Annotated in this window: 30 protein-coding genes; all 30 read left to right on the top strand. The window is 63.2% G+C overall.

Annotation, left to right across the window (positions count from 1 at the left end; translation table 11 throughout):
- Positions 1 to 278 precede the first annotated feature (278 nt).
- The 30 genes from BG60_RS21995 to BG60_RS21855 all read left to right on the top strand — a co-directional run bounded on the left by BG60_RS21995 (position 279) and on the right by BG60_RS21855 (position 25,741).
- The gene (locus tag BG60_RS21995; protein WP_033536442.1) at positions 279 to 593 is read left to right on the top strand and encodes a hypothetical protein; all 315 of its coding nucleotides are present in this window, start codon (positions 279 to 281) and stop codon (positions 591 to 593) included.
- Positions 594 to 608: 15 nt separating this feature from the next.
- Entirely contained in the window at positions 609 to 1,499 is an 891-nt protein-coding gene (locus tag BG60_RS21990; protein ID WP_051996586.1) for an ArdC family protein, read from the top strand.
- A 251-nt stretch (positions 1,500 to 1,750) separates the two neighbouring features.
- A complete protein-coding gene (locus BG60_RS21985) occupies positions 1,751 to 2,356 on the top strand; it encodes a hypothetical protein (RefSeq protein ID WP_033536441.1) in 606 nt (201 codons plus the stop codon).
- 537 nt (positions 2,357 to 2,893) lie between these two features.
- Positions 2,894 to 3,424, top strand: coding sequence for a hypothetical protein (locus BG60_RS38300; protein ID WP_029672570.1), 531 nt, complete (start codon positions 2,894 to 2,896; stop codon positions 3,422 to 3,424).
- Positions 3,414 to 4,088, top strand: coding sequence for a hypothetical protein (locus BG60_RS21980; RefSeq protein WP_029672569.1), 675 nt, complete (start codon positions 3,414 to 3,416; stop codon positions 4,086 to 4,088). Before BG60_RS38300 ends, BG60_RS21980 begins: the two co-directional genes overlap by 11 nt.
- Positions 4,089 to 4,138: 50 nt before the next feature.
- A complete protein-coding gene (locus BG60_RS21975; protein WP_029672568.1) occupies positions 4,139 to 4,360 on the top strand; it encodes a hypothetical protein in 222 nt (73 codons plus the stop codon).
- 510 nt (positions 4,361 to 4,870) lie between these two features.
- On the top strand, positions 4,871 to 5,374 hold the full coding sequence (locus BG60_RS21970) for a hypothetical protein (RefSeq protein ID WP_029672567.1): 504 nt from the start codon (positions 4,871 to 4,873) through the stop codon (positions 5,372 to 5,374).
- Positions 5,371 to 5,904, top strand: coding sequence for a hypothetical protein (locus tag BG60_RS21965; RefSeq protein WP_029672566.1), 534 nt, complete (start codon positions 5,371 to 5,373; stop codon positions 5,902 to 5,904). Before BG60_RS21970 ends, BG60_RS21965 begins: the two co-directional genes overlap by 4 nt.
- Before the next feature lie 51 nt (positions 5,905 to 5,955).
- Positions 5,956 to 6,357 (top strand): hypothetical protein, encoded by a 402-nt coding sequence (locus BG60_RS21960; RefSeq protein ID WP_029672565.1) that lies wholly within the window; start codon positions 5,956 to 5,958, stop codon positions 6,355 to 6,357.
- Positions 6,354 to 6,884: a hypothetical protein gene (locus BG60_RS21955; RefSeq protein ID WP_029672564.1), complete on the top strand. Its 531-nt coding sequence runs from the start codon at positions 6,354 to 6,356 to the stop codon at positions 6,882 to 6,884. The genes BG60_RS21960 and BG60_RS21955 overlap by 4 nt, the downstream gene beginning before the upstream one ends.
- Before the next feature lie 583 nt (positions 6,885 to 7,467).
- Positions 7,468 to 7,743, top strand: a complete 276-nt coding sequence (locus BG60_RS21950; protein WP_029672639.1) for a hypothetical protein — start codon at positions 7,468 to 7,470, stop codon at positions 7,741 to 7,743.
- Positions 7,740 to 8,216: a hypothetical protein gene (locus BG60_RS21945; protein WP_029672638.1), complete on the top strand. Its 477-nt coding sequence runs from the start codon at positions 7,740 to 7,742 to the stop codon at positions 8,214 to 8,216. Before BG60_RS21950 ends, BG60_RS21945 begins: the two co-directional genes overlap by 4 nt.
- Before the next feature lie 40 nt (positions 8,217 to 8,256).
- A complete protein-coding gene (locus tag BG60_RS36375; RefSeq protein ID WP_049815773.1) occupies positions 8,257 to 9,018 on the top strand; it encodes a hypothetical protein in 762 nt (253 codons plus the stop codon).
- A 587-nt stretch (positions 9,019 to 9,605) separates the two neighbouring features.
- The gene (locus BG60_RS21935; protein ID WP_033537242.1) at positions 9,606 to 11,543 is read left to right on the top strand and encodes a DUF3560 domain-containing protein; all 1,938 of its coding nucleotides are present in this window, start codon (positions 9,606 to 9,608) and stop codon (positions 11,541 to 11,543) included.
- A 53-nt stretch (positions 11,544 to 11,596) separates the two neighbouring features.
- Positions 11,597 to 11,818, top strand: coding sequence for a hypothetical protein (locus tag BG60_RS21930; protein WP_033537241.1), 222 nt, complete (start codon positions 11,597 to 11,599; stop codon positions 11,816 to 11,818).
- 579 nt (positions 11,819 to 12,397) lie between these two features.
- A complete protein-coding gene (locus tag BG60_RS21925) occupies positions 12,398 to 12,688 on the top strand; it encodes a hypothetical protein (RefSeq protein WP_033536652.1) in 291 nt (96 codons plus the stop codon).
- 58 nt (positions 12,689 to 12,746) lie between these two features.
- On the top strand, positions 12,747 to 13,559 hold the full coding sequence (locus BG60_RS21920) for a methyltransferase (protein ID WP_033536651.1): 813 nt from the start codon (positions 12,747 to 12,749) through the stop codon (positions 13,557 to 13,559).
- A 28-nt stretch (positions 13,560 to 13,587) separates the two neighbouring features.
- A complete protein-coding gene (locus BG60_RS21915; RefSeq protein ID WP_033536650.1) occupies positions 13,588 to 13,890 on the top strand; it encodes a hypothetical protein in 303 nt (100 codons plus the stop codon).
- Between the two features lie 580 nt (positions 13,891 to 14,470).
- The gene (locus BG60_RS21910) at positions 14,471 to 14,701 is read left to right on the top strand and encodes a hypothetical protein (RefSeq protein WP_033535944.1); all 231 of its coding nucleotides are present in this window, start codon (positions 14,471 to 14,473) and stop codon (positions 14,699 to 14,701) included.
- A 36-nt stretch (positions 14,702 to 14,737) separates the two neighbouring features.
- Entirely contained in the window at positions 14,738 to 15,091 is a 354-nt protein-coding gene (locus tag BG60_RS21905; protein WP_033535945.1) for a hypothetical protein, read from the top strand.
- Position 15,092: 1 nt separating this feature from the next.
- On the top strand, positions 15,093 to 15,281 hold the full coding sequence (locus BG60_RS21900) for a hypothetical protein (RefSeq protein ID WP_033535946.1): 189 nt from the start codon (positions 15,093 to 15,095) through the stop codon (positions 15,279 to 15,281).
- 40 nt (positions 15,282 to 15,321) lie between these two features.
- Complete coding sequence (locus BG60_RS21895) at positions 15,322 to 15,705, top strand: hypothetical protein (RefSeq protein WP_033535947.1); 384 nt, start codon at positions 15,322 to 15,324, stop codon at positions 15,703 to 15,705.
- Positions 15,706 to 16,469: 764 nt separating this feature from the next.
- On the top strand, positions 16,470 to 16,748 hold the full coding sequence (locus BG60_RS21890; protein WP_033537033.1) for a hypothetical protein: 279 nt from the start codon (positions 16,470 to 16,472) through the stop codon (positions 16,746 to 16,748).
- Positions 16,749 to 16,815: 67 nt separating this feature from the next.
- A complete protein-coding gene (bamE, locus tag BG60_RS21885) occupies positions 16,816 to 17,202 on the top strand; it encodes an outer membrane protein assembly factor BamE domain-containing protein (protein WP_033537032.1) in 387 nt (128 codons plus the stop codon).
- A gap of 617 nt (positions 17,203 to 17,819) precedes the next feature.
- Complete coding sequence (locus tag BG60_RS21880) at positions 17,820 to 20,093, top strand: ParB/RepB/Spo0J family partition protein (protein ID WP_051996582.1); 2,274 nt, start codon at positions 17,820 to 17,822, stop codon at positions 20,091 to 20,093.
- A gap of 1,830 nt (positions 20,094 to 21,923) precedes the next feature.
- On the top strand, positions 21,924 to 23,504 hold the full coding sequence (locus BG60_RS21875) for a DUF5710 domain-containing protein (RefSeq protein ID WP_144403812.1): 1,581 nt from the start codon (positions 21,924 to 21,926) through the stop codon (positions 23,502 to 23,504).
- A gap of 5 nt (positions 23,505 to 23,509) precedes the next feature.
- Positions 23,510 to 23,941: a hypothetical protein gene (locus BG60_RS21870; RefSeq protein ID WP_033537031.1), complete on the top strand. Its 432-nt coding sequence runs from the start codon at positions 23,510 to 23,512 to the stop codon at positions 23,939 to 23,941.
- Positions 23,942 to 24,143: 202 nt separating this feature from the next.
- Complete coding sequence (locus tag BG60_RS21865; protein WP_233392132.1) at positions 24,144 to 24,566, top strand: phospholipase D-like domain-containing protein; 423 nt, start codon at positions 24,144 to 24,146, stop codon at positions 24,564 to 24,566.
- Positions 24,551 to 24,973, top strand: a complete 423-nt coding sequence (locus BG60_RS21860; protein WP_144403811.1) for a hypothetical protein — start codon at positions 24,551 to 24,553, stop codon at positions 24,971 to 24,973. Before BG60_RS21865 ends, BG60_RS21860 begins: the two co-directional genes overlap by 16 nt.
- A 567-nt stretch (positions 24,974 to 25,540) precedes the next feature.
- The gene (locus BG60_RS21855) at positions 25,541 to 25,741 is read left to right on the top strand and encodes a hypothetical protein (RefSeq protein WP_033537028.1); all 201 of its coding nucleotides are present in this window, start codon (positions 25,541 to 25,543) and stop codon (positions 25,739 to 25,741) included.
- Positions 25,742 to 25,746: the final 5 nt, after the last annotated feature.

Here is a 25,746-nt window from a genome sequence, read left to right as displayed (position 1 = left end):
CCGTTCCCCTGGTTCGCCGTCCAGTTCCCGCGACCTTAGCTCAGGCCTTTGCCGCGTCAAGGCGCGCGGGGCCGTGTCAGTCGCTGCGCTCCATCCCGCACCCACCCCGCGCTTGATCCCTTGACGCGTCGCCAGCCCTCGCACGAATCGTCGCGGGACGACGAACTCAGGGGAACGGCGGCAGCTGCGAAGCGCAGCCCGCCAACTCGGCAGAACAACTTTTACGCCGGGACTCCGAATCTAGGGTTCCGGTCAGCACTCACTTCAAGGAGCCTTTCATGACAGCAGCCGTCATTGCCATCGAAGCGCCGAATCGCGCGCAGAACCCGTCACAACGGGCCAAGACAACGATTAAGGAAGCTACCCGCCTGATGCTCGCGGATATACCCGTCATGCGTCAGGGCGAGTTGATCTTCGCGCTCGAAGCGCTCATGACCCCGACTGAGCGTGGACGGCACTTTTTCGACGTTCGCGAAGCGATCAATGAACTGATCGACGCGGGCGACCTGTGTGTGTTTCAGGTAACCACATCGACTGGCGCGGCGGTTCGGCTGGTGGCGATGTCGGGTTCGCAGCTTCAGCGCATTGCGTGACTATGGAGACCCGCCATGAAAAGCGTCAAAGTGAAACGCGACATCAAGCAGGAAGTGACGGACCGCATCGTCAAGGCGATAGAAGACGGCCGAATGTCTCCGGCAAATCTCTGGGCGCGCAATGCCGCTGGAGGCCTGCCGGTCAACTATGGTACGAAGACGCCATACAGCGGGGCGAACGTGCTGCTGCTCTGGCTCGAGGCGCATGATCGCGGCTTTCAGCGAAACGAGTGGATGACGTATAAGCAGGCGCAGGCGATCGGAGCACAGGTACGTCGCGGCGCCAAGGGATGTCCGCTCGTGCGCTTCAATCAGGTCGAGCGCGTTGACCAGGAGACGGGCGAGGTCGAGTTTTTTCCCGCGCCGACGGGCTTCACTGTCTTTAACGTAGAGGAAATCGACGGCATAGCGCCTGCTGCCGTGTACGACCCGTTTGATCCGATCGACGCAGCCGAGCAAATCATTTCGAGATCCGGGGCGTGCGTCAGGGAGACAGGGGACCGGGCGTTCTACCGGGCGAGCACCGACGAATGCTTTCTGCCGCAGAGGACGCGCTTCAAGACGGCCGCCAACTTCTACCACGTTGCGCTTCACGAACTGAGCCACTGGACCGGCCATCCTTCGCGGCTCGCTCGCGAGTTCGGCGCGCGCTTTGGCGACGAAGCGTATGCATTCGAGGAACTGGTGGCCGAACTGGGCGCTGCATTCTGCCTTGCCCGTATCGGGCTCGATCAGGGGCAACTGGAGTATCACGCGTCGTATCTCGATTCATGGTTGCGTGTCCTGAAGCGAGATCGCAATGCAATCTTCACCGCTGCAGGGCATGCCGCAAGGGTATTTTCACTGCTCATGGCGAAAGCCGGCATCAGTGAAGCGGTCGGTACGACGCAGCAACTGGCCGCGTAAGGGGAGGGCGATGTGAAAAAGCGCAGACAGCCGAAGATCTACGCGACGCTTCGCAAGCGATATACCACTGAGGCGTTGGTAGGTCTGAGATTCGTACGCCACGGTGGAAATATGGTGCGCTTCGGTGCGTGCCGTGTCCAGCTGGCGATAGCGACGAGCCTGGACGGCCAATGGTGGCGGGTCACCCCACTCGTGCGCCACTGGCGCTAACTTCTTTTGTTACCTTCAATCACGCCATGAAAAAGCCACGGATGAAGCTGCAGCCGCAACAACTGTCGTTCTTTCAATTTTGCGAACTTGCGCGGATCGAACCATTGACGAATCACGGCCGGGCTGCCGAGGTGTTCTTCCACGGCGCAAGCCTGCGCTTCGTCGACGCCATCGGGATCGCCGGTCTCATGCAGGCCCACAAGCGCGAGGTCAACAACGCCCTGTACGCACGGTCAGGCGACGCGCCCGAGTTCATGTCCGATCGCGCACTGCCGGCGGCCGTCGCGCTTGCCGAGTATCCGGATATGCGTATCAAATTTCCCCACGCCTCGCAGCTCGTCGACGCGGCCGGGACGTCGGCAACGCCTGAAATAGGTCCTGCATCCCAGTTGCGCGCCGTTGCGACGCCGGCGCTGCTCGCCGAACTCCATATGCGGGGCGCACTTACGTCGCTGCATCACGCGGTCGGCGCAGTGTACGACCACCTCGAGCGCGCAGGACATCTTGACGCGGGCAGCCCGCTGTTGGCATATCGCATGTTTCGCTTGAGACGGTTCGAGGCTGAGCTCTCGGGCGCCCCGGGAGCCGAAGCAATCGCCCGCCGATGGGAAGATCGTGTTGGTTCGCTCGAAGTGGGTGCGCGATAGACGCAGGTCCTGAATACCACCCGCGGCCGCCAAACTCTGTCGTCGTGGCGGCCGACGACGGCGCTTCGCACCGCGCGAACGCTGTCCAGCCGGACCGCAAGCGGCCCGGTTTCCCCACGAACTCCGGCGCGCTATCGCTTGCGCGGATCTTCAACCCGACGAAGTGTCGCTCCGCGGCGCTATCGCTTGCTACGCGAGAGGGCGCTCGCCGCGCGGCGTCCTGCCTCGTGCGTGAGCTGCTGCTGCCGACACCCACCGTTCCCCTGGTTCGCCGTCCAGTTCCCGCGACCTTAGCTCAGGCCTTTGCCGCGTCAAGGCGCGCGGGGCCGTGTCAGTCGCTATCGCTCCATCCCGCACCCACCCCGCGCTTGATTCCTTGACGCGTCGCCGGCCCTCGCACGAATCGTCGCGGGACGACGAACTCAGGGGAACGGCGGCAGCTGCGAAGCGCAGCCCGCCAACTCGGCAGAACAACTTTTACGCCGGGACTCGGAATCTAGGGTCCCGGTCAGCTAATTCATTGAACAGGAGCGCAGGATGGACTTCGATAAGTATCGCAAGCAATTTCCGGCCACCCGCAGCTTTCAGCGCTTTACGAGCGAGCAGCGCGCGAACCACGCTGCGAGCCACCGCCTGACCCCGGGCCAGCGTCAAGCTACAGGTGAGCACTACTACACGCACGTGCACGCGCCCGGGCTGGCATTTGGCACGCGCACGCAAGCCGAACGTGCAGGTTTCGAGCGACATCGAAATGAGGATCGAGCCACAGCAACGGACGCGGCAACCCCTCCTATCCACCTGACCTATACGGGGCCGCTGGCAGGGACCACGCTTTGTGGTGCGCCCCGCGGCGACGGCAAGGCACATCACGCGGTTTATGCACCAGTGCAGGTGCCCGCCTACCGGAACCAGTGCTGCCGAGCTTGTCTGGTCACTTTTGCGAAGGCATGGGCAGGGTCTCGCGACAAGCCGGTCTGGGTGACAGAGGCTCTTTCCGCCGAGCCCGACACCGACACGCCTGAGCAGTTTTCCCTCTTTTCTTCCAACGGAGATTCGCATGCAAACTGAACTGGACCTCGCGCCCGCGTCTATCGCTCACTCTGCGATTGATAGCGCACGCCGGACATCAGCCGCCACTGCGCGTGTTGAACGTGTGTTCGCGGCGATGAGCCGAATCATCGACGCGGCGGACAGCCGGCTGCAGCATTACCGTCAGGATTTCTACAAGTACGATCGGGCTTACCTCGAACGAACCAGCGCAAGCGGTACGTACGGCTGGATCGTCCGGGACACTGGGACGCACCTCGTCCAACTCGGACGGCATCCGAAGATGCACGAAGAGCTTGCTGCGGCGCTCAACATTACGGACAACCTCGACTGCTACCTGGTCGACGCGCGGCTTGCGACCGTCACGCAGGTGGATGTGGCTCGAATGCGTGAGCGGATGGGCCAGATGCAGTACACGGTCACCAACGGCGCCGTGATGCGTGGCGAGATCCGTATCGCGTCCATTGACGTTCAGATGACGCCGTGGAGTCACGGCGAATCGCCGAAAGGCATCGTTTGTCTGGAGTCGGCGGGCTCGACACTCAATGCCGACGACCTTATCGCTCTCGTTCAGATTGCGGAATGCGAAGTCGTGCGGAAATCGCAGTCGCTATTCACGGGAACGCGGTCGGTCACTCTCGACGGAAAGGACCTGCATGAGCTGATCGCACAGAGCGCTGGCTAGCACTCGTGCGGAACGGCGCCCGCACCGGCGGGCGCGTTGAACGAATCACAATGAGGACGATGATGGACAGGGCTATCACATCTGACGACGTGCGCGAACTGTTGGCGGCAGGGTACGCGATTGTTGAAGACAACTCGTGCGCCGAGGTGTCGCATGTGACGGTTGCCGATCCGGTGATTTGCCTGTCCGGAGGCAGGCGTTGGACAGAGACGAAGGACATCACACTGCGCACCCGCGCGCAGGTGTCGCGATTCCTGATCGCACGGTCATAACCAGCCAGTCAGCTTCGCGTCGACGGCGCTGCACGTATCCAGCCGGGCCGGGGCAAGCAGCGTTCTCCCGGCGCTGCCGGTCACGCTGCTTGCCAAGCCTCCCGTCCCGGTGAAAAAACGCAGTGACCGCTCCAGGGCTCCGCCCGGCGCGGGCCGCCCAATCCAGTCGCTGCGCTTCGCTACGCGAAAGGGCGCTACCCGCGCGGGCCTTTCGCGCGATCGCACTCACGGCGTTACGCGCCGTTCCCCGTCATCGCCCACCACTGCGACCGTAGCCATCGTCGGCCTGGCGTCAAGGCGTGCGGGGCCGTGTCAGTCGCTTCGCTCCATCCCGCACCTTCCCCGCACTTGCTTCCTTGACACCCGTCCTCCTCAGGCTCCTTGGGTCGCAGGGCGATGAACTCAGGGGAACGGCGGCAACGCTGCAACCCGGTCCAGCGTCCGCCGAAAGGAAACCCTACGAAGGGCTCTGAATCTTGGGGCCCGGTCAGCAAATCAAGGAGCCATGCCATGACCCGACGCGACACGAAATCCCCACTCCACGCCCTGCTTTATATCGAGCAGGGTCAAGGGGTCACCGAAATCGTTGCAGAAATCCAGCGCGCTGTCGTCAGTGCGACCGGATACGAGTTTACGGGCGCAATCGAAATGCGTGCGTTCGTGAATCGGGAACACGCAGCGACTTTCGGTCAGCGTGTCGTGTTGAATAGCGTCAGCGCCGAACTGGACGAGCTTCGCGCTGCTGTGCGCAAGATGGAACGCATGCGCGACCGGATGCGCAGGATCGACAAGGAGCTTGGCGATGCCTCGACGTTTGCCGAGTACGTGCGGCGCGGCTTGCGTGCGGCGGGAGTCGGCATCGTGCATATCGCGCGTGACGCCGCCGGGCGGCCCCGCAATGCGTCGAACTACATCACCGTGCGCGCCGACGACGGCGCATCGGTTCTGGAAGCCGCCGGTCGCCTCGAAGCGATCGCGCTGATGCTCTTTGGCCGTCGCGTGGAGGCAGCATGAAAGCCCAACTGGTTGAGCGCTGGGAAGGCGGCGGCAAGCACGGTCACTACCAGATCGACGTCGAGCGTTTCGAGTCACGCCCGGGTCAGGCATTTTTCAACATCCGCAAATCCCGTTGCGGCCGCGCATACGACACCGCGCTAGCGCGCACCCCGGCCGAGGCACGGCAGCGCATCCAGCACACCGTCGAGTGGGGACTGGCCGTGGGGCCGACGCAATACAAGCGGACTTTCCGCGATGCAAGCCTTGCGCCGGTTGACCGGGACGCCGATCCCGTACTGGCGGCGCAGCCAAACCCGCATGAACAGGCCGCGAAGATCGGGCTCTTTCTGGTCAACCGGACTGGACGGTGCGATGGTCAATGGCGCGGAAAACTGCTAGCCAATGAACAGCGCGCGCTGCTGGGCCGGTATTTCGGGCGCGGGACGCTGATTATCGACGGCGCTCGCGAGCGCGTCCGGTATCAGGCCGAACGTCTCTTCGGCGCGGGACCTGACACGAAGGCCGACCTTGCATGGGCGGACCTGTAAGAGCCACCAGACGGGCACCAGAGCCGGTGCCCGCGACCAACTATCAAGACCATGAACAAAGCAAATTCGTATCACGTGGCCTTACCGGGCAAGTGGCCGCTTCACACGCTGGAACCCGTCCGAAGCGCCCAGATCCGCGTGATGCTGAACACCATCGTGACCGACGCGCCAAGTGTCTGGCGTCGCGCTCCTCGCAGAACGTGGAGCGACATTAGTCGCCTCGTGCTGAGCCAACTGATGACGCTGGATCGCCTGTATCCGGAGGCTGGAATACTGGAATCGCCGCTACGACAAATGGCGGTGCGTTTCTTCGCCGTCAATGCCGATCCGGCAATCATTGGTTTCGGTCGGAGAGCCGGTGATGCGCCGTCACCCGCCGTTACTCGCCTTGCGCAAGCACTGCGCGGCACCCAGCGTTCCAATCAGCACACCGTTCAACAGGTGCAGCGATGAGCCAATACACGATTTCCAGACTCAAGACGTTCGATGGGATGCAGGGGCAGGGCTTCAGTCTCACCCTGTTACGCGACGGTAAGACGGTGGCGGAAGTCATCAACAACGCGCGCGGTGGCGCTTTCATTTTCCGCTGGGTCGATATTGGCGCGCGCGCAATCGTCAAGACGGTCGACTTTAGGGACGAACCGTGCGAGTTTGGCGGCACCGTCGAGGAAGCCGCGTTTCACGCATACGTCCTGACGCTGCCGAAGTACAAGCAGGACGAACGACTTGCCTGCCTAACGCCCGACATGGTCGTTGACCAATTGGTGAACGCTGTCCGGTGCGAGCGGCGTCTCAATCGGGCGTTCAAGACAAAAATCGTTTTCATCGAAGCAGGCATCCCGTACACCTATCCGGTTCGTGCTGGTCAGAATGTCGAGCTGGTCATGGGTGCGGTGAAGAAGCATTACCCCAATGCGGTAATGCTCAATCCACTTCCTATCGAAGAGGCGCTTCCGCTCGCGATACGTGCAGGATTTTGAATCCGACCAACGCTCGTACAAGCCCGCCTCTGGCGGGTTTGTTTCTTTGTGGCTTCAACGCGCATCCAGCCGTGCCGCTGCATCCTGCGCGCCGGTCCGCTGCGCAGCCCGTCACGCAAGCTGCGATCTCGCGGCCCGGTGACCGGACGACTCCGCTCTTGGGGCCACGCCGCGTCCGCGGACTTGCCCCGGCGCGAGCCATCCCCTCCAGCCTCGCAGCGCTCCTGACGTCGCGCCGCTCGGATAGCGCGCTCGCCGCGCGGGGCGTCCTGCCTCGTGCGTGAGCTGCTGCTGCCGACACCTACCGTTCCCCTGGTTCGCCGTCCAGTTCCCGCGACCTTAGCTCAGGCCTTTGCCGCGTCAAGGCGCGCGGGGCCGTGTCGGTCGCTATCGCTCCATCCCGCACCCACCCCGCGCTTGATCCCTTGACGCGTCGCCGGCCCTCGCACGTTTTGTCGCGGGACGACGAACTCAGGGGAACGGCGGCAGCTGCGAAGCGCAGCCCGCCAACTCGGCAGAACAACTTTTACGCCGGGACTCGGAATCTAGGGTCCCGGTCAGCTTTCAACCTTTGGAGATTGCAATGCCTTCACCAGCAGCCCAGCCCATCGACCCAACCACGCTTTCGCGCAAGCAGAAGCTCGCGATCATCTATCGCCACACGCACCGCGACTTCAAGGGCCCCGCCGGTCCGCAGTGGGGCGAGCATGCAGGCGAGAAAACCATCGTGGTGAACGAACAGGGCGCGTCAGTGCTGACACTGCTCGAAACGCTCAGCGATGAACAGATCGCGAACCTGCTGCCGTATGCGCTGAAGAAGGAAAGCGAGCGACTGGCCGCAAAAGCGGGGCAGCAATGAACGCGCAGGCTTTGCACATCACGGTTCACGAGCACGGCAACGCCGTGTTCCGCTACCGCATGAAAACCACTGGTTCATCGAGCGAGCGCTACGGCGCATGTGAGGTCTGCAACCAGCACGCGAGCGAAGTATTTCATCTCACGTCGGCGATGCTTTATGACCGGAAAAGCGCCGGCGGCGGCTTCGGCTGGACGCCCTATCACTGCCTCAGCTTGTTCGGACATCGCGAATGTCTGGAGGCGCGGCGCATCGGCCAGCCGGTCATGACGCTGGACGCAGACACGAACGATGCGAATTTCCGCGCTGTCATCAATGGTCGCGACGTGCTGATTGGTCGCGACTGCGAGGGCTTCAAGGTCTACATCGCGGACAGTTACGAAGCGTTGCGTCCGAGCCTGTTGGACGCGTACCGCTTCGCGCAGCATGCGGCGCATCACCCCGAGCGCCGCCGCCCCGTCACGGCCTTCGACTAATCCAGACAACGGGCCGAACGATCGGCCCGAAAGGAACATCATGACTTTTGCTCACGATAGCGCGTCCCAGCACACTGCGGCCGGACCAATGAACATGTGCGATCGCCCACTGGCTGCAGAGGGACTACGGTCCTATCGCTGCAAGGGCGCATTTGGCTGGATCATGATAGGCGCGACGGACGATGACGACGCGTTCCGGGAGGCGCTGCGATCGAGTGATACCGCGAAGCGCGAGACGTTGCAGCGCTGGGACGGCCTCGGGTACGTTGACGTCACGCCGAGGCCTTCGACAGTCGGCGCGGATGCCGCGAAGCGACTGCATGCGCGCCAGTGTCATTACGATCGGCTGCACCATATGAAGCGTGTGCGCGAGTTGATGACGATGGAACTCGACAGCGAGCAAGTGCGTATGTTGCACGCGAGCCGCGCGATTCTGAACGGCGAAGCGCCGGGCACGCGATCGGTTGATCTATCCGACGCAGCTTATCTGGCTGAACTGGACGCGTTCGAACGAGAGGAAGGCGAGCGACGCAGCAAACCCTACTGGGAGCCGGACTGGTCCCTGGAGAGCCAGATCGACAAGGCGTCGAGCGTCGCGGACGCGATGGACCGCTATTACAAGCACGATCGACTCAACCGGCCAGGAGGCACGCGCGAGCGCCTGATTTCGGACCGGGAGATGGAACTCAAAGAAAAGCGCTTCGCATGCGTCGCCAGTCACCACGACTCAGTTAATGGCCGGGTCGTCTATCTGCGATCAATGGGGGACGGCCTGAGCGTCTGGTCCTCGCTCGTGCGCTGACCCACGCCCACCCAAACGCCGGCCGCGAGCCGGCGTTTTCACGTTCGCCGCAGGGCGTCGCTATCGAGCCGTGCCGCTGCACCCTGCGCGCCGGTCCGCTGCGCAGCCCGTCACGCAAGCTGCGATATCGCGGCCCGGTGACCGGACGACTCCGCTCTTGGGGCCACGCCGCGTCCCGCGGACTTGCCCCGGCGCGAGCCATCCCCTCCAGCCTCGCAGCGCTCCTGACGTCGCACCGCTCGGATAGCGCGCTCGCCGCGCGGGGCGTCCTGCCTCGTGCGTGAGCTGCTGCTGCCGACACCCACCGTTCCCCTGGTTCGCCGTCCAGTACCCGCGACCTTAGCTCAGGCCTTTGCCGCGTCAAGGCGCGCGGGGCCGTGTCAGTCGCTATCGCTCCATCCCGCACCCACCCCGCGCTTGATTCCTTGACGCGTCGCCGGCCCTCGCACGAATCGTCGCGGGACGACGAACTCAGGGGAACGGCGGCAGCTGCGAAGCGCAGCCCGCCAACTCGGCAGAACAACTTTTACGCCGGGACTCCGAATCTAGGGTCCCGGTCAGCTACCAACCCGTCAGGAGAAAACTGTATGTCCAACTTCAGCGCTACCTACTCGCCGGAAGACAACAAGCTGCGTTTGTACTCGCCGCACCGCCTCGACGAGGCGCTTTATCAGCGCGTGAGCAGCGAAGGGTTCCGATTCGCGCCGAAACAGGATCTTTTCGTGGCGCCGATGTGGACACCGTCCCGCGAGGATCTGCTGCTGGAGTTGTGCGGCGAGATCGGCGACGAAGACACCAGTCTTGTCGACCGCGCCGAGGAACGCGCGGACCGCTTCGATGGTTACAGCGAGAACCGCGCGCGCGAAGGCGATGCAGCGTATTCGAACGTCCAGAGCATCACCGAGCATATCCCGCTCGGTCAGCCCATCTTGGTTGGCCACCATAGCGAGCGCCGCGCGCGGCGTGACGCCGAACGCATCGAGGCCGGGATGCGTCGCGCCGTGAACGCGTGGGAGACGTCCGAATACTGGACGCGTCGCGCCAAGGGCGCACTGGCGCACGCGAAATACAAGGAACGCCCGGACGTTCGCCATCGTCGCATCAAGGGGCTGGAGTCGGACCGCCGCAAGTACCAGAAAGAGATCGACAACGCGCAAAAATTTACGAAACTGTGGAGCAAGCCAGAGCTCACCCACGAGCAGGCGAAAGCGATTGCTGGCTATGACCATCTCTATTTCAAGGTGGACGGACAGGTCACGTCGCTTTACACGATGCTGTGCGCCGAGGGAGCCGACATCGAGCAGTTGCGCGACAGGGCGCTCAAGGCGCACGCGCGCACGATCGCTTTTTATGGTCGCTGGATTGCGCACGTCGATAACCGTCTGGCGTACGAGCGCGCGATGCTCGGCGAGGCCGGCGGCATCGCGGCCGACAAATTCGACATTGCTGTTGGCGGCCGTGTGCTGGTCCGCGATGAATGGCTGGTCGTGCATCGCGTGAACAAGGCAGGCGGGCGCATCAATAGCCTGACTACGTCGTCGCCGCGCGTCGTCTCGTGGAGCAGCCGGTGGAAGGTCGCGATTGAAGAGGTCAAAGACTACCGCGCACCCGATCCCGTCGACGCGGCCGCAGTCGCCCAAAAGGCGAAGCTCGCGCCGTTGGTCAATTACCCGGGCGAGGGCTTTGTCGAGATGACCAATGACGAATGGAAGAAGCGAAACGAAGACGGCAAGAGCATCCGCAAGATCGCCGCAACGGCCGAGCACGGCGCGTACCGCGTGCGCCGCGCGCTTGTTTCAGATGCAGGGTATGCGCTGAAACAGGTTTTCATTACCGACGCGAAACGCGTAGAGCGTCCCGCGCCGGCGAGCGCCGCGCCCGTCGAAATCGAGCGACAGGCGGAACCGAGCGCGACGATCCAACCGAGCCCCGCGCAAGTGCCGGAGGACGACGACCGAGGCGCGAAGCTTCGACAGCTGCGCGACCAGCTGCGCGAAGGTGTGCAAGTTGTGAGCGCGCCGCAACTGTTCCCGACTCCCGCCGAGACTGCCGGGCGCATGGTGGACGAAGCAGACATACAGCCGGGCGAACACGTCGGAGAATTCAGCGCGGGAACGGGGCGGATTCTGTCGGCTGTCTCCGAGGCTATCGACTTTTCCCAGATCCAGGTTACCGCCGTCGAAATCAACCAGGGGCTCGCGCGCGCGCTTGAGGCACGCTATCCTGCCGCGCGCGTGCTGAACGCGGATTTCATGGAATGCGGCCCGGAGTTGGGCGCGTTCGACAAGATCATCATTAATCCGCCGTTTGCAAACGGTCAGGACATCGCGCATATTTCGCGCGCGCTCGGGTTTTTGAAACCGGGCGGGCGACTTGTCGCGATCTGCGCGAACGGTCCGAGACAGCAGGAGAAATTGCGGCCGCTGGTCGAGGAACACGGCGGACTGTGGGAGGAGCTGCCCGACGGCGCTTTCGAGGAGTCCGGCACGCGCGTTAGAACCGTGCTGCTGACGCTCGAGCTGTAACGGATGCGCGGCCACGTCGCAAGACGTGGCCGAATACGAGGAGACCAAGAACGATGAAAAAGATTTGCCGCTTTGCCGTTGGCGTCACACTGTGCACCGCGTGTGCCGCGCTGACTGCCTGCGCAGACCAGCCGCCGCCGCTTACCGGCAAGCCTGCGACGATTCGCATATACGAGCCCAAGACCCCGCCAGGGTTCGCGGCGCCGGGGGAGTTCAGCCTGTCGCCGGACGGAAAGATCACGATCAACCAGCGCGAGACGAAACCCGCCCCGTGACGCAGCGCACGAAACATCGACGCCGGCCGCGAGCCGGCGTTTTCACATGCGCAGCAGGGCATCGCTATCGAGCCGGGCCGCTGCACCCTGCGCGCCGGTCCGCTGCGCAGCCCGTCACGCAAGCTGCGATCTCGCGGCCCGGTGACCGGACGACTCCGCTCTTGGGGCCGCGCCGCGTCCCGCGGACTTGCCCCGGCGCGAGCCATCCCCTCCAGCCTCGCCGCGCTCCTGACGTCGCACCGCTCGGATAGCGCGCTCGCCGCGCGGGGCGTCCTGCCTCGTGCGTGAGCTGCTGCTGCCGACACCTGCCGTTCCCCTGGTTCGCCGTCCAGTACCCGCGACCTTAGCTCAGGCCTTTGCCGCGTCAAGGCGCGCGGGGCCGTGTCAGTCGCTATCGCTCCATCCCGCACCCACCCCGCGCTTGATCCCTTGACGCGTCGCCGGCCCTCGCACGTTTTGTCGCGGGACGACGAACTCAGGGGAACGGCGGCAGCTGCGAAGCGCAGCCCGCCAACTCGGCAGAACAACTTTTACGCCGGGACTCGGAATCTAGGGTCCCGGTCAGCAAGGGGGATTGCGATGTTTGATGTGAAGACGGCAAGCGATTACGTGCGCGGAGCTTTTCCGTATAGGTTCGACCGGATCGAAGTGAATGGCTCGGTCTTCACGGGCCCGGCGAAAGGCACGCACCTGTGCGCTGATTTCGAACGCCCGCGTGAGCCGGTCTCCTTCTGCCTGCTTGGCGAATGGTACTGCGACTATCCAAGCGGCCCGCATCTGGGCGTGCTTGCCAACAAGGCCGCCGACATTCTCGGCGCGAACGGCTTTTTTGGACTCGCCAGCGCCCGCCGCACAGGCATAGGCGACTGAGACGCACCCGACACAGTTCAATCGTCCACAGAGAAACGCAGAAACTAAGGATTACGACATGAAGCTGAGCCGCGCACAGACCAAGAAAATGCAGGAAGTTGAGCAACTGATTGCGCTTGAGCGCCGCCTGACAGACGATGAGCGCCTGTTTGTGTTCGAGCACTATCAGGAAGGCGCGAGCAGCAACAATGCAGCGCTGGGCGCTTTTTTCACCCCTTGGGGTCTTGCTCGGGATTTCGCCGTGGAGGTGCCGGAGCGTTGCAATACGATCGTCGATCTCTGCGCGGGCATCGGGTCGCTTGCCTATTGGTGCGAGAACAGGGCGCGGCAGGTCGTGTGTGTGGAGCAGTGCGCGGAATATGTGCGCGTGGGCCGGAAGCTGGTGCCGGACGCGACGTGGATTCACGCTGATGTTTTCGGGGACTGGTTTAAGGATTTTGACGGCTTCGACGTGGCGATTAGCAATCCGCCCTTTGGCAACCGCGTGAAGGCGCACGGCTTCGAGGGTCGATATACCGGCAGCACCTTTGAATACAAGGTGATCGAGCTTGCATCGCGTATTGCAGACACTGGCGTTTTCATCGTGCCCCAATCGTCGGCCCCGTTCGTGTACAGCGGCTCGCGTCGCTACGACGTGCGCGAAAGTGACGACTGCCGTCGATTCATGGAGCAGACGGGAATCCTCCTGGAGCCGAATTGCGGCATCGATACGGCGATGTACCGGGAGCAGTGGCACGGTGTCGCGCCGACCTGCGAAATCGTTGTATGCGATTTTGAGCAGTTCGAGCAGACCAGCCCGCTCGCGCAGACGCGCGCCGAGTCTATCGCGGTGCCGACAACGCAACTTGATCTGTTTGCCGCTGCTGCGTGATCCCCAACCAGATAACGAGAGTGCCCCTATGACACCGATGACATTTCACCAGACCTACGAGGTTGTCACTGACGACAGCGCAGAGCAGGGCGAGGCCGAGGAAACCGGCTTCGACTGGCAGGACGAACCCCACACGTTCAGCGAGCTGGTCCACCGCCTCAGGCGTGACTACATCGGCGCGGTCCCGCAACGCGGATGCAGCTGCATCACCGCGGACGGCGACCGTGAATATGTCGACGGTTCGACCCGCAATATCTCACTCCATCCCGGCAACGAACGGGCCAAGCGCTGGTTGCCGAAAGCATTGAAGGCCGCAGGACTGGTGCACTAGCCAACGTCACCGCCGATATGAACGCCGGCCGCGAGCCGGCGTTTTCACGTGCGCTGCAGCGCGCTGCTATCGAGCCGGACCGCTGCACCCTGCGCGCCGGTCCGCTGCGCAGCCCGTCACGCAAGCTGCGTTATCGCGGCCCGGTGACCGGACGACTCCGCTCTTGGGGCCGCGCCGCGTCCCGCGGACTTGCCCCGGCGCGAGCCATCCCCTCCAGCCTCGCAGCGCTCCTGACGTCGCACCGCTCGGATAGCGCGCTCGCCGCGCGGGGCGTCCTGCCTCGTGCGTGAGCTGCTGCTGCCGACACCTGCCGTTCCCCTGGTTCGCCGTCCAGTACCCGCGACCTTAGCTCAGGCCTTTGCCGCGTCAAGGCGCGCGGGGCCGTGTCAGTCGCTGCGCTCCATCCCGCACCCACCCCGCGCTTGATTCCTTGACGCGTCGCCGGCCCTCGCACGAATCGTCGCGGGACGACGAACTCAGGGGAACGGCGGCAGCTGCGAAGCGCAGCCCGTCAACTCGGCAGAACAACTTTTACGCCGGGACTCGGAATCTAGGGTCCCGGTCAGCAAAGGAGAACCGCATGCGTACTTTTTCACAGTTATCCGAATTTGCGTCGGTTGCGCAGGAGTATCAGCGACTCCGCACAAAGCATCCGTTGATTCCCGCGCGCTACGTGCTGAAGTGGATCAACTGCGACGACGCATCGATTGGATGTTCAACGATCGAGCAATTCGTGTGTCCGCACGAGTGGACCGTCAATGAGGAAAGCGACGCGGGTTACTGCTGTCTGTGTGGCCTCCCCGAGTGCTGAATCCCGTTACCACACCCCTTACTGGAGGATTTTGCAATGGTCGAAACGATCGAGATTGGTTCCGCTCCCTGCGATGAGCAGTGCGCGCAGGTCGGTGAATCCAATTACCCGGAGTGCAGCCGCGCCGAGTGCCGCGCATTCATCAACCAGATCAAGCGCGCAATGGGCGAGCCGCCGGAAGGCGTTGGCCTTTTCATCAAGAGTAACGCGCACGACTTCGGCACCTACCGCGAAGTGGCGGTAAAGGTCACCGGCCTGTTGACGGAGGAAGCACGCGAAAAGGCATTGGAGTATGCCTACCGCTGCGAGTCGGATTCGCCCGCGAGCTGGGACGACGAGGCGCGCGCTGAACTCGCCACAGCAGGATTTCCGGTCACGGTCGAGGCCTGACATGTTCCATACCATCGGCTACAAAGGGCACTACATTCACCTGGCCTATCAGGACGGCGTCGAGACCATCCAGACTCAGATCATGTATGCCGACGGCGGATTCACGCTGCAGCGTCGCAACACGTATGCAGGCGCGCAGCGTGCGATCACGCGGCACGTGCGCGCCGCACTCGCTGCAGCTAACCAGTAACGAAAAGGAAGGGTGAGCGGATCGCTCACCCACCACAAAAATGCGATTCAAGCGATATGGACGTTACGAATTCACCGACACGCCGCGTAAGCGCGCCGCGTTCGCGCGCAAACAGCGCCTGGAGCGTGAAGCCTTTCCGCTCTTCGCCGACCAAATCGCCGCCGAGCAGATCGGCGCCGATGAGGAAATGAAGGGGCGACGCGAGCAGTGGGACCGGCAGACGGCTGCGGACCGCTCGCGTCGCGCGACGCAGTGGCGCAAAGCTCGCGGCCGCCTGCGCGGATATCGGGCACCTGTTCGCAGCGCCTTGCACGCGTACTGGCAACAATGCAGATGGCCCGCCGACCCCGAATATCTGCTGACCATGCTGCACATGTACGACACCGGACGCTTGTCCCTGCCGGACACCAGCCCTACCAACTGAGGATCTATGCAGCTCTCAATCCATCCAGTCACCAGACGAGCGCCGAACGGTCGCCTCTGTCAGAGCTTTGACGTGGTCTGCGACGGCGTAACGGTCCACAACGCGATGACCCGAAGCCTCGCCCTGGCGCACATGGACGCCCTTTGGGAGAGCCGCCCGGAATCCGATCGCGTGCTGGAACAGCTGTACACCGGCGACTAGATGTCGCAGCCCTGCCGGTTACTGGGCCGCGCGCCGCTATCGAGCCGTGCCGCTGCACCCTGCGTGCCGGTCCGCTGCGCAGCCCGTCACGCAAGCTGCGATCTCGCGGCCCGGTGACCGGACGACTCCGCTCTTGGGGCCACGCCGCGTCCCGCGGACTCGCCCCGGCGCGAGCCATCCCCTCCAGCCTCGCGGCGCTCCTGACGTCGCACCGCTCGGATAGCGCGCTCGCCACGCGGGGCGTCCTGCCTCGTGCGTGAGCTGCTGCTGCCGACACCCACCGTTCCCCTGGTTCGCCGTCCAGTTCCCGCGACCTTAGCTCAGGCCTTTGCCGCGTCAAGGCGCGCGGGGCCGTGTCAGTCGCTGCGCTCCATCCCGCACCCACCCCGCGCTTGATTCCTTGACGCGTCGCCGGTCCTCGCACGAATCGTCGCGGGACGACGAACTCAGGGGAACGGCGGCAGCTGCGAAGCGCAGCCCGCCAACTCGGCAGAACAACTTCTACGCCGGGACTCGGAATCTAGGGTCCCGGTCAGCGTAACACCCAACAGGAGGGCCTTTTCATGGTCGAAGCAGGTCGCTCGATTGCGCAGGCAATCGCCGCTGGTAACTATCACAGGATCGAGGTGTATTCGGCACCGGATGCGCTCGGTATGACTCGCGTGGAGTACCGATACGATCCGCCCGCGTGTGAAACCGTCGAGGAGGTCGCGCAGTGCTTTGTCGAACTGTTCGGGCCGATCAAGGCGGGCTGCACGGCGAAAGCATGGCGCATCAAGGGCGGCCGCATCGGTGCCTATGTTGTCGAGGACGCTGGAGATGTAACCGCGTTGCTTCAATAGCGGTAGCGCAGCAGCCGGGAATGTGACTTATCTGCTTTTCTCTTTCACTTAATCAGGAGCCTTAATCATGAAGTCGATTCTTGTTGCAGTTGTGGTCACCATCCTCGTATCGGGCTGCGCAACCAGTGCGGGCAACATGGCCATGAGGGAGCAGAGCGCCGACAGCATCAGCGCGCAAATCGATGAAGGGAAGACGACCAAGAGTGAGGTCCTGCACGCGCTGGGCTCGCCATCGAAGGTGACCTACAACGAGAACAGCGTCGAGCAGTGGACGTACAGCTACGCGCGTGCCACGCCGAAGGCGATCAACTTCGTGCCGATCGTTTCGATGTTCGCGCGTGGCGCCGACGTTCACAAAAAGCAGCTTCTCATCCTTTTCGACGACGCTGGCCGTGTGAAGAAATACACTTTCACTGACTCCGTTGACGAGGTGAAAGGCGGGCTGATCGGCTGATGGACACTGACACCCGCATACGTGCCGCGTGAAGCCCGCCGACCGGCGGGTTTTTTTTCGTTTGCGCGTGCGCGGTGTCACAGCTGCGATCGAGCCGGCCCGCTGCACCTTGCCCGCCGGCCTGCCCTGCAGACCGGCATGCAAGCCGCCTCGTCGCGGGCCAGTTTCCGGAACCAGCCGCTCTTGGGGCGCGCTGCGTCCCGCAGCTTGCCCCGGCGCGGGCCATCCCCTCCAGCTTCGCACCGCTCCTCTCGTCGCAGTGCTCAGATAGCGCGCTCGCCGCGCGGGGCGTTCTGCCTCGTCGACGGCCAGCAGCTGCCAACACCTGCCGTCCCCTGGTCCGTCGTCCACTTCCCGCGACTGTAGCTCGAGCCTTTGCCGCGTCAAGGCGCGTGGGGCCGTGTCAGTCGCTATCGCTCCATCCCGCACCCACCCCACGCGTCAATCCTTGACCCGGCGTCGGCCCTCGCTCCTTTCGTCGCGGGACGACGAACTCAGGGGAACGGCGGCAGCTGCAAAGCGCAAGCCGCCGACTCAACAGAACGGCTTACGCCGGGACTCAGAATCTAGGGGCCCGGCGGTCCCGTCACACCTTCAACCTTCATTGAGGAACTGCCATGCAAACCGTGAACGCCCACGACACCAACCAGACCGCGAACGAGAACACGACGACCGCAGAACTGCCGAACGCACTCAAGGCAGGCTCGGCAGAGGTGCTGATTCCGCTCAAGCGTCTGGTCGCCTCGCCGTACAACCAGCGCAAGACCAAGCGTGACCCGGCGAGCATCGAGGCAATCGCGGACAATATCCTCGCAGTCAACCTCCTGCAAAATCTGGTCGTCCACCCGATGAAGGTGTCCGCAAAAAGGGCGCAGACGTATGGCGTGGATGCAGGAGAAACGCGCCGACAGGCTTTGCTTCTCAACGTCGAGCGCGGCCACATCAGCGAGGATTTTCCGGTGCGCTGCATCGTCATCACTGAGGCCGAGGCGATTCTCGCCAGTGCATCGGAGAACGACCTGCGCGTGCCACCGCACCCGGCAGACCAGTTTATCGCCTATAAGGCGCTCGCGGATGAAGGTCGCAGCCCCGAGTTCATCGCCGCTGTGTTCAAGGTAACGCCTAAGACCGTCGCGGGCTATCTGAAGCTGGCGAACGTGTCGCCCAAGCTGTTCGACCTGTTCGCTACCGACGAAATGGACCTTGACCAGATCAAGGCCCTCGCCATGACCGATGACCATGAACGACAGGAAGCCGCATGGTTCGGCGCGAAACATTCGTGGTCACAGCAGCCGCACGAACTGCGCGCTGTGCTGAAAGGCGACAAGCTGACGCTTGGCGACCGGATGGTCAAGTTCGTCACGGTGGAGGCCTACGAGGCTGCTGGTGGAATCGTGGAACGTGATCTCTTTGCCGAGCGCGACGATGGCTTTATCGTCAACCGCGACGTCCTGAACCGGCTGTTCGATGCAAAGGTCGCCAGCGAGGTCGAAGCCATCAAGGCGCAAGGATGGGCATGGGTCGAGGCCCGACCGAAGTTCGACTACAGCGACCGCAACCAGTTCACCCAACTGGACGCAGAACCCGTACCCCTGACCGCTGACGAACAGGCGCGTTACGACGAACTTGAAAAGCGGTCCGGGGAAATCTCGGACAAGCTGGATGCGCACGAGAATGCTGACGAAGGCGACGAGGCCTACCTCAGCGACGAAGCGTGGCAAGCCCTGAGCGACGAATTCGACAAGGTGTCGCAAGCCATTGATGAAATGGACGAAAGGGAAGGCAATTTCACGGCCGAACAGATGAAGGTCAGCGGCGCTGTCGTGGCCGTTGGTTACCACGGCGAACTGGAGGTCGTGCGTGGCCTCGTTCGTCGCGAAGATCGCGCCGAAGCACGCGCGATGATGGAGGACAACGGCGTCGCTGTTCCGCACAGCCTGACCAAAAAAGAGAAGGGCGTTCACTCCGAAAAGCTGCTGCTGAACCTGACGGCGCACCGGACGGCTGCTGTGCAGTCCGCTCTCTCACAGAATCCGCAGGTCGCACTGGTGGCGACTGTTCACAAGCTTGCGCTCGAATATCTCTACACGGGTAGTAGCCTCGACCGACTGAGCGTCGCGCAGATCAGCGCGCGCGAAGTGACTTACGAACTGGCCCGGTCGGCACCGGACTTGGAGCAGACCGAGCACGCTTCGGGCCTTCGCGCCTACGTGGACTCATGGCGCGCTCAGATTCCGAAAAATCCCAACCTGCTGTTCGGCTGGCTGTTGGAGCAGCCGCAGGACCGCCTGTTGAACTTGCTGGCTGTCTGCACGTCGCTGAGCATCAACGGCGTCTCGCGCGAGGAGGGCCCGAGCGCGGTAAATGCTCTGGCGGGCGCTCTGAGCCTGAACCTGTCCGCCTACTGGCAACCGACGCGAGCAAGCTACCTCGATCATGTGTCCAAGGATCGCATCGTTGCAGTCGTGAGCGAGGTCGTCTCGAAGGAAGAAGGGGCGCGGCTCGCCAAGATGAAGAAGGGCGAAGCAGCGCAGGCAGCCGAGAAGCTGCTGCAAGGCAAGGACTGGTTGCCCGAATTCATGGCCGCAGCCCAGGTCGCAGAAGTACGGTTCTACGGTGATGACGACGACGATGCGGACGACGAGTGCGACGACGTCACGCTCGACGCCGGAGAGTGCGACGACTCCGCAGCGTCCGAAGGCCCTCAGCACGCGGATGCGGCACCGTGGCCGTTCCCGAAGGCGGCCGATTTCGGAACCGTTCCGGCAGAAGTGAGCGCGCGCAAGTCCGACCGTGATGATGGGCCCCGCAAGCCGACTTCGCCAGCGATCGCCTGGCCGTTCCCGACGACCAATCCGCAAGCACTGCGTGGAATGCGGCAGGCGGCCTGACCGTCCAGTTTCTCCCTCGGGTCTTCGGACCTTTTTCGCCCCGCCTTGAGCGGGGTTTTTTTTCTGTGGGTAACTTCGCCCGGCCAAACGGCGCCTCACGATCCTTCCTCTTCGCGCCTCCGGCGCTCATCGTTCGGACCGCTGGGCGACAAGGGACACTCGGCTTCGCCGACCAAGGAGGAACCCCGTTCCGGTTCCCCCTTGGAACTCCCTCCCTCGGGCCGCAAGCATTTTCATAATATAATTGTGCTCAGTTGCAGAACTGAGTAAAATTAAATTGTGGCCCTGCTTTGCAGGACCATCAAGGTAGCCGCGGAGACCACTTGAAGCAAAAAACCAAAAGCCAGAAAACGCGTGCCATGCTCGCCGCTTGCGCGGCAGCAGACACGCGTCGTCTAAGGCTACGCTTCGGGAACAGAGTCGCCCCGATCACGTCAATCTCTGTCGAACCTCCTTCAGGTATGGTCGCTCAACCCATGATCGGCAATACCATAGGGCCACGGCAGAACACGAACCAGAACTGAAGTGTGCCGGGGCCATGCTCACGTCGATCGTTTTTGGATTCATTGCAGCAAGGGTGTCCACGGGCCGAGCTGCGGCCGCAACGGCGGCAGTCACGCCGAATCATGTCGATCGCGTTGTGACGTTTTCCGTCGCAACTGAATTTTTTGTTGGGTCGATTATTCTGCTGACGCTGAGTGCGCTTGTATGGATGGTCGCTCCAGCAGTAGTATCCGCAGTTCGCTTTTGCAGTTCGTCTGTCGGTGGCTTACTGAGTGTTTCATTTCCTTCAGATTGTGCTCCGAGCAGTGCGAGCTGGTATGTCGTCAAACGCGCGCTCGTCGGATATGCAGGATTATCGTTTGTCGTATTTTGCATCGCATTGGCATGGCGAATCGTGATAAGCCTCAGGGAGCGATCCAGTCGCCGTGCAGTTAGTCGCTGGTCAGTTATGGTCGACGACGATGGAAAGGAGTAAGCCCAATTTATTGGGGCGTCTTTGCTCCGCAAAGACCGGCTATGTTGCGCTACGCCCGCAAAAGACGCGGGCTATGCGTCGAGCCTCCTGCGGAGTCTCGCCCCTCTCCCTGCGGTCGGGGCTGCCAGCGCCTCGCCGTCCGGTCGCCTCGCTCCCGGAAAAGCTCACCATCGCTGGTACGGTCTCTCAGCATGCTGCATATGGCCCTCGGAATGGCAGCATGTTTTACGCCCCGCTCACGCGGGGTTTTTTTTCCGCTTCGCTCTTCGTCCTTGAGGACGCGCTGTCGTGTCGCGCCGTTGGCGCGAAAGGCGCTCGCCGCGCGGCGTTCTACCTCGACGTCACAACCCGTCAATGGCCGTTCCCACCCGTTCACGTCCAACCTCGCGACCATAGGTTCGTCTTGGCGTCCGTCAAGGCGCGCGGGGCCGTGTTGTCGCTGCGCGACCGCCCGCCCCAACACCCCGCGCTCTTCTCCTTGACATCCGCCGCGGCGAACCACAACCGGCCGCGGGACGATGAACTCAGGGGAACGGCGGCAGCTTCGGCAAGTGCGGCCGTCTCGGCAAAACACGGACGCCGGGACTCCAAATCTAGGGGCCCGGTCAGCGACACCCGGCAGGAGGGGCGATGGATAAAGACGACGAACGCGTATGTGGGGGATGCAGACACTGGTGCAGGGCAGGCGACTACAGATGGGGCGGTTGCGATGCCCCGTTGCCAGCCTATCTCATGCACGCGGACCTGCCCCGTACCGGGCCAATCTTCCCAGACGACAAGCAGGCGCAGGAGTGCGAGGTATTCGAAGTCAACGGGTCGCAACAGATCGCATCCGGGAGCAGCCACACATCATGAATCCAGTCATGGCCACGCGCTCTAAGCGTTTTCAGGATCGCATGCCCCCGCGCTCGCCGGGAGCTATTCAACAGGCACGGCGCGGCGCTGCCGCGCCCCTCCGGCCACCGACCACGCGCCCTGGCGGCCGCATATTCCTTGCGGTGCCGACTAAGGACATCCCGAAGGCGCGCGCGATGGGCGCAGAATGGGACCACGAGCTTCGCCTTTGCTGGTTGCCCGCCACCGCAGATACGACACCTTTCGCAGCGTGGGTCGTGGATGATGCCGCGTTGAACGCTGCCGGTATCGACCGGACGGACGTCCTTGCCGACTTTGCCGAGGCGATGCGAAGCTACGGCCTCATTGTGCCTGACACGCTGTATGCGGACGGCGAATGGCACTGTGCGATGGTCATGACGAAGTCTGGCCCGCGATCGCATGGCGGCTACATCATCGAACTTGACGGAGTACCGCATGGCTACATCCGTAACTTCGTTGGCGCGTCGGGCGCGTGGTGGTATCGGGCAGGCAAGCTCACGCGTGAGCAGCGCGCCGCGCTCGAGGCGCAAAGTCGGGAACGGCAGGCCGCGCGCGAAGCAGCCCTGCGCCGCGCTCAGGAACTTGTCGCGCAACGCTCCCTGAAAATCCTCACCATGTTGCCGAGGGCGGAACAGCACCCGCATCCTTATCTGGACAAGAAGGGCGTCGGCGCGTACGGATTGCGCGTTGCACACGCATCGAAGCACAATCTGGCAGAGCTGTTAAACGCGAAAGACCCAAGCGTCCTGAAACGTAGCAATGCCACATATCTCGTGATTCCCGGCCGCGATGCAGAGGACCGACTGCTTACGGCTCAGGCGATCGGCCCGGACGGCTTCAAGATGTTCGTGCGCGATGCCCGCAAGAAGGGGGCGTTCCATCCCATTGGCGTGCGGCGCACGCGCGACCTTGCGGCCGCGCCTGCGGTGCTGTTCGCGGAGGGTTATGCGACAGGTGCGTCGCTGCACGAAGCGACCGGACTGCCCGTGGTGATCGCTTTCGATGCGGGCAATCTGGTCGAGGTCGTTCGGCAGATCACGCCGTTGCTGCCGCCGTCACAGCCCAAGGTCATCTGCGCGGACAACGACCAGTTCTTTCTCGACAACGCGCTGGCCAGAATCGCGGAGATTGGCGGCTCACCCGATGCGAAGCCGGTTTCGGTTCGCGTGGTCGCCGGCGCCGATGGGGCAACGCGGGAGGTCGAGATCCGCGCCACCTATGCAGACGGCAAGTGGCACCAGACACGGCTTGGTAAATACCGTCTCTCGCTGGAAAGCGTCGCGGGCGTGGTCAGGAGCGTGACGCTCGACCTCGTTGTGCCGGATAAGCCGCACGTCCGCGTAACGACCCGCAACACCGGCGTCGAAGCGGCCACGGACGCGGCCCGTCTCGCGGCCGGCCGCGTCGTGACACCGTTCTTTGTATCGCTCCAACGCCGGCCGACCGACTTCAACGACCTGGACGTATCCGAAGGGCGCGCGCGCGTCACGGAACTCGTCCAGAGCGTCCTGCCGTTTCACATCACTGCGGACGCGGCTGTTACCGAACGCGCCTGATCCCTATGGCACATCTCTACTACTACCACCAGCTCACCCTTGAACAACAGGTTCAGGCGCTGAAGTTTTCCGAGGAAGTGCGTCCGGAGTGGCAATGCTACATGGTCGATTTCCGGGGCGACGTGTTGCGAGGTTTGCCGCTGAACCCGATCCTCCAGACAGGAACGGTCCGCGTGGCGGACAGCGAGCGCGCGCAACTTGCAAAGTTTCATCGCGCAGAGATCGAATTCGTGGTTCGGCATGCGATCGGAGACTGGTCAGAAATGTCCCCCGACGAGTGCGCAGCAAACCATCTCGCCATCGAGAACGGGGCTCCCGTCATTTCACGTTATGCAGTGGGCGACATCGCCCAGGTGTACGTAGTCACGCCTGCGGACCGGCTTCACACGCAAGTGATGGTGAGCCTCCACGCCGGTAGCCCGCGAGGCGTTCAGTAATTCATAAACATCATCCGCTACGGGAATCATCATGCGTCGTTGCATTACTGCGGCCGCGGTCGTCTTTGGCTGTGTTGCTTTCAGTGCGCCCGCCCGGTCATCGCCCTGGTCCTCGCAGCTTGAGGCTGCACGGGCGACACATACCGCGAGCGTTCCGTCCCAGCGGGTCAACTGGTTCGCGTTCTCACCCGAGGATCACGGAATGGACCTTGTGATGTACGGCGTCTATTCCGCCAAACGGTCGATACATGTCCTGTCGTACGTGATGACGTATCGCCCGCTGCTGCAAGCTCTCGCCGCCAAGGCGCGATCCGGTGTCCAGGTCGCTGTCGTGGTCGACTACGGCGAGAGTATCGCTAACGACCGCAGTGGCTACATCCGGCAAGGGCTCGGTTACCTTGAAAACGCAGGTGTAAGAGTGTGCGCGATCGACGCCTACAGAATTTCGCACGATAAGGCGATGGTGCTGGACGGTCGCAGTGTGCAGACGGGAAGCATCAATTACACGGCTGCCGGCGCACGCGAGAACAGCGAGAACGCGGTCATTGAATGGAACGACGTCGACAGTGCAGCCGGCTTTGAACGGCATTTTCAGACGAGGCTCGAACAATGTCACCCATTCTGATGGAGTCGTCGCGTCAGGCGCCGCATTGCGACGACGGCCGTATTCGTGTGCTCGGCGCGCTGCACATCGCTGTGAGCATTGGCGAGCTGCTGTCGGGGCGCGTCAGGTCTTCTTTGCCGGTTCGCGCCTCCCAATGGTCGACGCTTGGCGAGCATGTCCGCGCATGGCGGTTGCTGCTGGCCGACGACGCGTCGAGGATCGACCCGCACACGAGATCTCACCTCAGCCTGGTCGTGCGGCTACTGAATACCCTCCTCGAGCAACATTGCGCCGGCGACGAGCCTGACCGGGAAATGTGGGATACCGTCATGCCCACGATTGCGTCCGCCGCCCGTCATCTCGACGCCTTCCCGCTTCGGCAGCGGAAAGCGGCCAGTCGGCACTTCGCTGCGTATCGGCCGTCGTAGTTCAAGTCATAGCACCAGCTGCAGGGGCATTTCCGGGCAGAGCCCGGAAACCGCTACGGCGTGCCCGGCACGCTGCGCGAGCCGGTCATCGAGCCCCGTCCCGGGTCTCGCCCCTTCGGGCTTTCATCGCTTGCCTTTCGGCTGACGCCGACCAGAAGGGACGAGTCCCTTCTGGACATCCAACTTCCCGAAGTGATGCGGCCTGCGGCCGCATGAAGGGCGCTCGCCGCGCGGCGTTTTTACCCTCTCGCGCAGACACGCCGTCGCCAGTCCCCTGAGTCCGCCGTCCCTTTTCGCGACAGTAGCCCTCCGCCGCGCCCGGCCAAGGGTTCGCTTCGCCGTGTCCTCGCCCGTTCGGTGCTCGCCTGCGGCTGCGCTCCGCATGCGGCCTCCGGGCACGCCCTTGTCCGTTCGCGGCTACGGGCTCCTTTGTCGCCGGGACGACGAACTCAGGGGACTGGCGGCAGCACGGTAGCAGCTGCCGGTCGGGCAAAAACAAACCCTACGAAGGGACTCGGAATCTAGGGTCCCGGTCAGCCTGAACCCCTTAAACCGAACGGAGCGCACATGAAATCGAATCTTCTTCGCCGCATCGCAGCTTTCTTTCTCGGCTGCGACCTGAACGCAGAAATCCGCGTGATGTACCGCTGGCGTCGTGAGGAGGATGACGTGCGCGCCGTGCGTCTCGAAACCGTGATCGACGGCCAGCCCAAGCGCGTGACGCTCTACCAGCACACGCCCGGTAACTGGTCCCCGATGGCCATTTAAGGGAG

The organism is Caballeronia zhejiangensis (assembly GCF_000698575.1).
GTDB classification, from domain to species: Bacteria; Pseudomonadota; Gammaproteobacteria; order Burkholderiales; family Burkholderiaceae; genus Caballeronia; species Caballeronia zhejiangensis.
Note: the sequence above shows the minus strand (reverse complement) of the source record. Positions and strands in the feature narration are given on the sequence as shown.

Bases quoted from the DNA above. Each gene is read 5' to 3' on its own strand.
- BG60_RS21990 (WP_051996586.1), top strand. From the start codon at position 609: ATGAAAAGCGTCAAAGTGAAACGCGACATCAAGCAGGAAGTGACGGAC.
- BG60_RS21880 (WP_051996582.1), top strand. From the start codon at position 17,820: ATGCAAACCGTGAACGCCCACGACACCAACCAGACCGCGAACGAGAAC.
- BG60_RS21855 (WP_033537028.1), top strand. From the start codon at position 25,541: ATGAAATCGAATCTTCTTCGCCGCATCGCAGCTTTCTTTCTCGGCTGC.
- BG60_RS21920 (WP_033536651.1), top strand. From the start codon at position 12,747: ATGAAGCTGAGCCGCGCACAGACCAAGAAAATGCAGGAAGTTGAGCAA.
- BG60_RS21900 (WP_033535946.1), top strand. From the start codon at position 15,093: ATGTTCCATACCATCGGCTACAAAGGGCACTACATTCACCTGGCCTAT.
- BG60_RS21865 (WP_233392132.1), top strand. From the start codon at position 24,144: ATGGACCTTGTGATGTACGGCGTCTATTCCGCCAAACGGTCGATACAT.
- BG60_RS21960 (WP_029672565.1), top strand. From the start codon at position 5,956: ATGAACAAAGCAAATTCGTATCACGTGGCCTTACCGGGCAAGTGGCCG.
- BG60_RS21915 (WP_033536650.1), top strand. From the start codon at position 13,588: ATGACACCGATGACATTTCACCAGACCTACGAGGTTGTCACTGACGAC.
- BG60_RS21965 (WP_029672566.1), top strand. From the start codon at position 5,371: ATGAAAGCCCAACTGGTTGAGCGCTGGGAAGGCGGCGGCAAGCACGGT.
- BG60_RS21995 (WP_033536442.1), top strand. From the start codon at position 279: ATGACAGCAGCCGTCATTGCCATCGAAGCGCCGAATCGCGCGCAGAAC.
- BG60_RS21955 (WP_029672564.1), top strand. From the start codon at position 6,354: ATGAGCCAATACACGATTTCCAGACTCAAGACGTTCGATGGGATGCAG.
- BG60_RS21890 (WP_033537033.1), top strand. From the start codon at position 16,470: ATGGTCGAAGCAGGTCGCTCGATTGCGCAGGCAATCGCCGCTGGTAAC.
- BG60_RS21970 (WP_029672567.1), top strand. From the start codon at position 4,871: ATGACCCGACGCGACACGAAATCCCCACTCCACGCCCTGCTTTATATC.
- BG60_RS38300 (WP_029672570.1), top strand. From the start codon at position 2,894: ATGGACTTCGATAAGTATCGCAAGCAATTTCCGGCCACCCGCAGCTTT.
- BG60_RS21985 (WP_033536441.1), top strand. From the start codon at position 1,751: ATGAAGCTGCAGCCGCAACAACTGTCGTTCTTTCAATTTTGCGAACTT.
- BG60_RS21935 (WP_033537242.1), top strand. From the start codon at position 9,606: ATGTCCAACTTCAGCGCTACCTACTCGCCGGAAGACAACAAGCTGCGT.
- BG60_RS21930 (WP_033537241.1), top strand. From the start codon at position 11,597: ATGAAAAAGATTTGCCGCTTTGCCGTTGGCGTCACACTGTGCACCGCG.
- BG60_RS21945 (WP_029672638.1), top strand. From the start codon at position 7,740: ATGAACGCGCAGGCTTTGCACATCACGGTTCACGAGCACGGCAACGCC.
- BG60_RS21895 (WP_033535947.1), top strand. From the start codon at position 15,322: ATGCGATTCAAGCGATATGGACGTTACGAATTCACCGACACGCCGCGT.
- BG60_RS21875 (WP_144403812.1), top strand. From the start codon at position 21,924: ATGAATCCAGTCATGGCCACGCGCTCTAAGCGTTTTCAGGATCGCATG.
- bamE (WP_033537032.1), top strand. From the start codon at position 16,816: ATGAAGTCGATTCTTGTTGCAGTTGTGGTCACCATCCTCGTATCGGGC.
- BG60_RS21950 (WP_029672639.1), top strand. From the start codon at position 7,468: ATGCCTTCACCAGCAGCCCAGCCCATCGACCCAACCACGCTTTCGCGC.
- BG60_RS21905 (WP_033535945.1), top strand. From the start codon at position 14,738: ATGGTCGAAACGATCGAGATTGGTTCCGCTCCCTGCGATGAGCAGTGC.
- BG60_RS36375 (WP_049815773.1), top strand. From the start codon at position 8,257: ATGACTTTTGCTCACGATAGCGCGTCCCAGCACACTGCGGCCGGACCA.
- BG60_RS21860 (WP_144403811.1), top strand. From the start codon at position 24,551: ATGTCACCCATTCTGATGGAGTCGTCGCGTCAGGCGCCGCATTGCGAC.
- BG60_RS21975 (WP_029672568.1), top strand. From the start codon at position 4,139: ATGAGGACGATGATGGACAGGGCTATCACATCTGACGACGTGCGCGAA.
- BG60_RS21870 (WP_033537031.1), top strand. From the start codon at position 23,510: ATGGCACATCTCTACTACTACCACCAGCTCACCCTTGAACAACAGGTT.
- BG60_RS21925 (WP_033536652.1), top strand. From the start codon at position 12,398: ATGTTTGATGTGAAGACGGCAAGCGATTACGTGCGCGGAGCTTTTCCG.
- BG60_RS21980 (WP_029672569.1), top strand. From the start codon at position 3,414: ATGCAAACTGAACTGGACCTCGCGCCCGCGTCTATCGCTCACTCTGCG.
- BG60_RS21910 (WP_033535944.1), top strand. From the start codon at position 14,471: ATGCGTACTTTTTCACAGTTATCCGAATTTGCGTCGGTTGCGCAGGAG.